This is a genomic window from Methylobacterium sp., assembly GCF_028290105.1.
Lineage (GTDB): Bacteria > Pseudomonadota > Alphaproteobacteria > Rhizobiales > Beijerinckiaceae > Methylobacterium.
Window position 1 is genome coordinate 1 of sequence record NZ_JAQGKL010000031.1, and the last position, 6,769, is coordinate 6,769.

Annotated in this window: 6 protein-coding genes and 1 pseudogene; 1 reads left to right on the forward strand and 6 read right to left on the reverse strand. The window is 66.7% G+C overall.

All coding sequences use genetic code 11. From position 1 onward, the window contains the following. The 5 genes from hpnK to JWQ05_RS02345 all read right to left on the reverse strand — a co-directional run. Positions 1-542 (reverse strand): hopanoid biosynthesis-associated protein HpnK (hpnK, locus tag JWQ05_RS02325; protein WP_299653869.1); only part of this gene is annotated, 542 nt, incomplete at its 3' end. 126 nt (positions 543-668) lie between these two features. Beyond that, the gene (gene hpnJ / locus JWQ05_RS02330; protein ID WP_299653872.1) at positions 669-2,099 is read right to left on the reverse strand and encodes a hopanoid biosynthesis associated radical SAM protein HpnJ; all 1,431 of its coding nucleotides are present in this window, start codon (positions 2,097-2,099) and stop codon (positions 669-671) included. 55 nt (positions 2,100-2,154) lie between these two features. Next, a complete protein-coding gene (hpnI, locus tag JWQ05_RS02335) occupies positions 2,155-3,342 on the reverse strand; it encodes a bacteriohopanetetrol glucosamine biosynthesis glycosyltransferase HpnI (protein ID WP_299653875.1) in 1,188 nt (395 codons plus the stop codon). Positions 3,343-3,437: 95 nt separating this feature from the next. Beyond that, positions 3,438-4,034 carry an ABC transporter substrate-binding protein gene (locus JWQ05_RS02340; RefSeq protein WP_366944541.1) on the reverse strand — a complete coding sequence of 199 codons (597 nt, stop codon included), beginning with the start codon at positions 4,032-4,034 and terminating at the stop codon, positions 3,438-3,440. A 5-nt stretch (positions 4,035-4,039) separates the two neighbouring features. Beyond that, positions 4,040-5,143: a flippase-like domain-containing protein gene (locus tag JWQ05_RS02345; protein ID WP_299653881.1), complete on the reverse strand. Its 1,104-nt coding sequence runs from the start codon at positions 5,141-5,143 to the stop codon at positions 4,040-4,042. 212 nt (positions 5,144-5,355) lie between these two features. On the opposite strand from JWQ05_RS02345, the gene JWQ05_RS02350 reads away from it, so the two are divergent. Further along, on the forward strand, positions 5,356-6,531 hold the full coding sequence (locus JWQ05_RS02350) for an amidinotransferase (RefSeq protein ID WP_299653884.1): 1,176 nt from the start codon (positions 5,356-5,358) through the stop codon (positions 6,529-6,531). Between the two features lie 65 nt (positions 6,532-6,596). On the opposite strand, the pseudogene JWQ05_RS02355 reads toward JWQ05_RS02350, so the two are convergent. Continuing rightward, positions 6,597-6,769: pseudogene (locus tag JWQ05_RS02355) on the reverse strand (sugar transporter); the annotation flags it as partial.

The following is a 6,769-nucleotide window of genomic DNA, read 5'->3' on the forward strand; positions in this document are numbered from 1 at the left end:
GCGCTGTCGAGGGCCGCTCTCGGGTTGGCACCGGGCTCGGCGGCGCGCAGCACGGCCCGCGTCTCGCGCGGAACCCGGATCGCCCGCATGCCGTGACGCAGGCCCGCCGCGAGTACGAGACCGGCGATGAGCGGATGCACGTGGAAGTGTTTGTGCGCGTTGACGTGATCGAGGGCGAGGCCCGTGGCCCGATAGGCCTCGAACTGCGCTTCGATCTCTGCGGCGAGCTGGCGTCGCGCCGAGGCCTTCAGCGCCAGATCGAGGCCAAGGCGGCCCATGTCGCTGCGGATCAGGCCGTCCGCGCCGACGAGGTCCGGGAGATCGGCCGGTGGCAGGGTCGGCCACGCCTCCACCATCACGAGATGCAGGCCGACCCGCAGCGACGGCAGGCGCCGGGCCCGCGCGAGTGCGTCGGCCGCCGCTGGACCCGAGACCATCAGGCTGGCCGCCGTGAGAATGCCCTCCCGATGCGCCTGCTCCACCGCCTCGTTGACCTCGAGGCTCAGGCCGAAATCATCGGCCGTCACGACCAACCGCTTCACATCATGACTCCCGGTGGCGAATGGCAGGACGGGCTGATGGGTGCGGGCCCGAGGCTTCGAGCCCGCGAACGCGAAACGGCCGGGCTTCTTAGGCCCGGCCGCTCGATCAGACGTATGCGCGGTGGTTCAGGCCGCCTTGACGCCCTGACGCTCCTTGAGGAAGCGGTAGAACTCCACGCCCTCGCGCAGGCGGCGCTTCATCATGTCCGGCGATCGGACCATCTCGGAAACGATGGAGGCGATCTTCGGAGCGCGGAAGTAGAACTTGCGATAGAATTCTTCCACCGCAGCGAAGATCTCGGAATGCGACAGGTGGGGATAGTGCAGCGGCGCGATCTGCACGCCGTTCTCGTCGACGAGTTCGGCGTTCGCCACGTCGAGCCAGCCGTTCTCCACGGCCTGCTTATAGAGGAAGGTGCCCGGATAGGGGGCGGCCAGCGACGCTTGGATGGTGTGCGGGTTGATGCGCTTGGCGAAGGCGATCGTCTCCTGGATCGTCTCCCGGGTCTCGCCGGGCAGGCCGACGATGAAGGTGCCGTGGATGGCGATGCCGAGGTCGTGGCAATCCTTGGTGAACTTCTCGGCCACCTCGACGCGCATGCCCTTCTTGATGTTGTTCAGAATCTGCTGGTTGCCGGATTCATAGCCGACGAGGAGCAGGCGCAGGCCGTTCTCCTTGAGAACCTTCAGGGTCTCGCGCGGCACGTTCGCCTTGGCGTTGCACGACCAGGTCACGCCGAGCTTGCCGAGTTCGCGGGCGATTTCCTCCGCGCGCGGCAGGTTGTCCGTGAAGGTGTCGTCGTCGAAGAAGAACTCCTTGGTCTGCGGGAACTCCTTCAGGCAGTACTTGATCTCCTCGATCACGTGCGCGACCGAGCGGGTGCGGTAGGTGTGCCCGCCCACCGTCTGCGGCCAGAGGCAGAAGGTGCAGCGCGACTTGCAGCCACGGCCCGAATAGAACGAGATGTAGGGGTGCTTGAGGTACCCGATGAAGTACTTCTCCATCTCGAGGTCGCGCTTGTACACGCTCGTGACGAAGGGGAGCTGGTCCATGTCCGTCATGATCTCGCGATCCACATTGTGGATCACGACGCCGTTGGCGTCCCGGTAGGACAGGCCCTTGATCTCCGACATCGGGGTGCCGTCGGCGACTTCCTTGACGGTGAAGTCGAACTCGTTGCGGGCGCAGAAATCGACGCAAGGGGCCTGGGCCATCGCGCCGGCCGCGTCCACTGCCACCTTCGCGCCGATCAGGCCGGCGATCAGCTTGGGATTCGCGGCCTTCAGCGCCTCGATGGTCTTCACGTCCGACTTGAACGACGGAACGGAGGTGTGAAGCACCACGAGGTCGAAGTCGTTGGCCTGGGCCACGATCTCGGGAAGCTTGATGTTGTGGGGCGGCGCGTCGATGAGCTTCGAGTTCGGCACCAGGGCGGCGGGCTGCGCCAGCCAGGTCGGGTACCAGAACGACTTGATCTCGCGCTTGGCCTGGTAGCGGGAGCCGGCACCGCCATCGAAGCCGTCGAAGGTGGGAGCCTGCAGGAAAAGGGTGCGCATGGGGTTCAAGGCCTCAGCGAGATCAGGGAAAAGGTGAGTCGAGGACGGACGAAGCTTAGAGCGGCGATGCACCAGCATCGCGACCGAGCGTCGTCTCGGGGATCAAGGTGCCATCTGCAACGACGCGATAATCATGGCCCTTCCATGTCACCGCCCCCGAGACGAAGCTCCAAGTGAAGTTCATGAAGGAGAGGATGTCGCGAATCGGCAACAGCCAGTAGGCGTGCGGCGCGAGGCCGAAGCTGCGCTCCAGGCGCACGCACAGGATGATGCGGCAGGCGAGCGCGAAGGCGGCGACCGCCAGTGCCGTCGTGCCGGCGCCGGGAATCAGCGCGCCGATCAGCGCCAGCGGAAAGGCGTGGGTCACGAGGGATCCGGCATAGCCGGCGGGATCGACGTTGCGGATGGTGCGGTTCCAGCGCAGTTCGTGGCTCCACAGGCTCGCGAGATCGGTGTCGACGCAGGTGTGCCCGATGGTGAAGTTGGGGATCGCCACCACGCCACCCTGGGCGCGGAGCGCTTCGCCGATGGCATAATCGTCCGCGAGATCGTTGCGGAACGCCTCGAACCCGCCGACCTCGGCCAGCGCCTTCGCGGTGAACGCGATGGTGGAACCGAAGCAGGGCGTGGCGAGCCCGAGGGAGGTGCCCATGACCACGTTGGGCAGGAACTGCACGTCGATCGCGAGAGCCGAGAGGTGGGCCCATATGCCCCGATGCGCCGGGACGCCGTGATACAGGCAGGTGACGCCGTTGACGCCGGGTTGGGCCAATTCGGCGACGATGCGGCCGAGGTAGTCCGGCTTCACCACCATGTCGCTGTCGGCGAGCACGACGACGTCATGGGCGATCTGCCCCGACATGTTGATGAGGTTGGAGACCTTGCGGTTGGAGCCGTGCTGCCGGGCGTCGATCACGAGGTCGAGGCGCAGGCTCGGATAGCCGGCCTGGAGCCGGCGGACGATGCCGATCGCCGGATCGGCGACGTTCTGCACGCCGAACACGATCTGTACCGGCGCGGCATAGGCCTGCTGGCAGAACGTCTCGAGGTTCTCGTAGAGGTTCGGCTCGATGCCGCAGAGGGGTTTGAGGATCGTGACCGAGGGCGCGTTTGCGCCGAGAGCCGGGGCCGGTCTGCGCGCGAAGCGTCCGGCGAGGCCGGCGGCGGTCAGCCCGTAGAGGCAACCGACCAGGGCGATCAGCGGTAGAAGATGCGAGAGCCAGGTCAGGTCCATCAGGGGCATCGCTCGGTCACGGGTCTCGTGAGAGTGCCGCGAGATCGAGCGGCGCGAATCGTTCGGCGGCGGAAAGGAAGAAAGTCCGATGCTCTCTCGCCAGACTAAGGCGTTGGTTTGACGGCGAGCATGCCGGTGGTGCGATCACGCATGAATGTGAGCAGGCCGTCGGCGCCACCGGACTTCAGGGGCTCGGCAAAGCTGCCGCGCAGGCTCGCGACTTCGCTGACGTTCCCGTTGAGATAGACGTCCTGCACCCGGTTCTCGGGGCTCAGCAGGAAATCGACCTGCGAGGTGTCGCCGTCCTTGTTGGCGACTTCGGTCTGAACCACCCGGTTGGCGCCCCGTGCCTCGCTCTGCGGCTTCACGTTGAGCTTGCCGCCGGCGGCCTGCGCGAGCCGGGTGGCGTAGGTGGCGGTGAAGTAGCGGCCGAAGGCTTCGGTGAGGGCCCCCTGCTGCTCGGGCGTGAACGCCTTCCACTTGGGGCCGACCGCGACGCGGATCATCGCCGGAAAATCGAAGGTCTCGCTCAAGGGACCCCCGATGCTGGCGGCGCGCGCCTTGACGTCCTTCGGGCTGTCCTTCAGCGCCTTCTCGAAGCTCGCATAGACCTTCGTGATCGCGGCGGCGGCCGGATCGTCTGCCGCATGCGCGGCGAAACCGACCTGCAACAGGCCGGCAAGCAGGCCGGCGCGGACGATGCGTGTCAGGCGCACTTCTTGAGTTCTCCCAATTCGGCATCGTTCCGGATCAGTGCGCCACCGAGATCCCCGGCACGGCTGAAGGCCGGGGCGGGAACGCGCAGGTCGCGGCGCAGGGTGGTTTCGCCCCGGACGTCCGGCTCCTCGACCGGCGCGGACGGGCGGCCTTCGAGGGCGTGCCAGGCGAAGAGGCCCGGAACGCCGACCAGCAGATCCGCCAGACGCTTGACGAGCGAGAGGGCGAGGGCCGCCTCCGCCGGAATTCCGAAGATGGCGCACAGGGCGATCAGCCCGCCTTCCTGTGCCCCGAGGGCACCGGGCACGGCGAAAGCCGCGCCGCGCACCGCCTGCGCCAGGCTCTCGATCACCACCGCCTCGGCGATGCTGACGGGATATCCCATGAAGTGGAGGGCGACGTAGACCTCGACCGTGCCGATCAGCCAGCCGATCAGGTGGATGCCCATCCCGCCCAGGACGCGCGAACGATTGCCGTAGAGACGCTTTAGGCTGTCGTAGAGGACGTCCACGGCGCCGAGCGCCTGCCATTCACGCGATCCGGCGAAGCGGCCGATCACGGCCTGGATGATCTTGTGGCCGCTGCGGCGCTGGATCAGGTAGAACGCCCCGAGGGCGGGGGCGGCCAGCGCCAGGCCACCCAGTACGGTGCGCACGATCGGGCCATCGCCCGCGAGCCAGACGAGGAGCGCGACGCCCGCCACCGTGAAGAGGAACTGCGTCACGGCCTGGGTCATCAGGTCGACGAACATGCTGGCGCCCGCGATGCCGCCGGGCACGCCGCGCTTCGTCAGGAGGCGAGCCGCGACGAAATCGCCGCCGACCTGGGCCACGGGGAGCAGCGTGTTGATGCCCTCGCGCACGAACCGCAGGACGACGCTCTCCCGCAGGGTCGGACGCGTGGCCTTGGGGAAGATCACGAACCAGCCGAGACCGGCCCAGGCCACCGCGACGGCGCGCGCGAGGACGACGATCAGCGCACCCCATCCGGCGCTCACGACGGCGGCGGCCACGTCTTCCAGGCCCGATGACAGGAACAGGCCGACGACCGTGCACAGACCGGCGATCAGGGCCAAAGTCGTCAGACGCTTCATGGTCCCCTTTCGGCGGGCGTCGCGGCGCTTCCCGTATTCGAGAATCCGCCGCGTCTCCGACCGCAAAAAACCGCCGGAGACGTTGAATGTCCTCGGAAGTTGCAGCTTTGGGAACCGTTGTCTATCACCCCGGAGACACAGTCAGAACCAAAGCGGCACAGGGCCCAGCGCCCGAGAATCAGCCGTCGGGGCGGACAGGGGAACGGATTTCGATGGATCGCGAGACACACATCACGGCCGATGCGGCCGTGCGCGACGAGGCGCCGGCGGAGCACTATTCCGGCCTCGGAACGGGCCGCGTTCCAGCCCCTAATTCTCCGGTGATGGCCTGGAACGAGTGGGATCCGCTGGAGGAGGTCATCGTCGGAAGTCTCGACGGTGCGACCATTCCGACACACCACCTCACGGTGATCTTCAACCTGCCGCGCGCCGCGCAGCCGTTCTATCGCTTCGCCTCCGGTTTCCGGTATCCGAAGTTCATGAAGAAGCTCGCGCAGAAGGAGCTCGACAACTTCATCTCGATCCTGGCCGGCGAAGGCGTGAAGATCCGCCGCCCCGACGCGATCGATTTTTCGCGCAAGTTCAAGGCGCCGCAATGGTCCTCGCGCGGATTCTGCGTCGCCTGCCCGCGCGATCCGTACCTGGTCATCGGTGACGAGATCATCGAAAGCCCGATGTGCTGGCGCTCACGCTATTTCGAGGGCGACGCCTACCGCGCCCTGTTCAAGGAGTATTTCCGCAACGGTGCGCGCTGGACCTCGGCGCCCCGTCCGCAGCTGACGGACGACCTCTACAACTACGATTACCGGGTGCCGAACCTGAAGGCCGGCGAGCCGATGCAGTTCACCGTCAACGAGTTCGAGCCCGTCTTCGACGCGGCCGATTTCGTGCGCTGCGGGCGCGACCTGTTCGTGACCCGCTCCAATGTGACCAACCTGATGGGCATCGAGTGGCTGCGCCGCCACCTCGGCCCCGGCTTCCGCATCCACGAGATCGAGAGCCGCTGCCCGCAGCCGATGCACATCGACTCGTCGTTCATGCCGCTGGCGCCCGGCAAGGTTCTGGTCAACCCGGACTATGTCGACGTCGAGAAACTGCCGGCCGTCCTCAAGAAGTGGGACGTGCTGATCGCGCCGCGCCCCGACCCGGTCGAGGGCTTCATGAGCAAGATCTCGATGTGCTCGCCCTGGACGTCGATCAACGTCCTGGCGCTGGACGAGAAGAAGATCGTGGTCGACGCGAGCCAGCCGACGCTGATCAAGGCGCTGAAAGATTGGGGCTTCGATCCGATCCCGGCGCCGTTCCTGTCCTACGGCCCGTTCGGTGGCTCGTTCCACTGCGCCACCCTCGACGTGCGCCGCCGCGGCACGCTCAAGTCCTATTTCTAGGACCGAAGCGAGGACCATCCGACAAACGAAAGGGGGCGCGGCGAGCGCCCCCTTTTTTCGTGGCCTCAGCGGGCGACGCCGTAGACGGATGCGGCGGCCGAGACAGGCGCCGTGACGGTGGAGAAGACGGATAGGACCTTCTGGACTTCCGTGAAGGGCGCGTTCGAGACGTAGACGAGGTCGCGGTTGCGCATGCGGAAGGCCTGGGTCAGGAACAGGCTGTTGGGGTCGCGCATGT

Excerpts from the sequence above, each read along its gene's own strand:
- hpnJ (WP_299653872.1), bottom strand. The coding sequence starts at position 2,099 with ATGCGCACCCTTTTCCTGCAGGCTCCCACCTTCGACGGCTTCGATGGC.
- hpnI (WP_299653875.1), bottom strand. The coding sequence starts at position 3,342 with ATGCCCCTGATGGACCTGACCTGGCTCTCGCATCTTCTACCGCTGATC.
- JWQ05_RS02345 (WP_299653881.1), bottom strand. The coding sequence starts at position 5,143 with ATGAAGCGTCTGACGACTTTGGCCCTGATCGCCGGTCTGTGCACGGTC.
- JWQ05_RS02350 (WP_299653884.1), top strand. The coding sequence starts at position 5,356 with ATGGATCGCGAGACACACATCACGGCCGATGCGGCCGTGCGCGACGAG.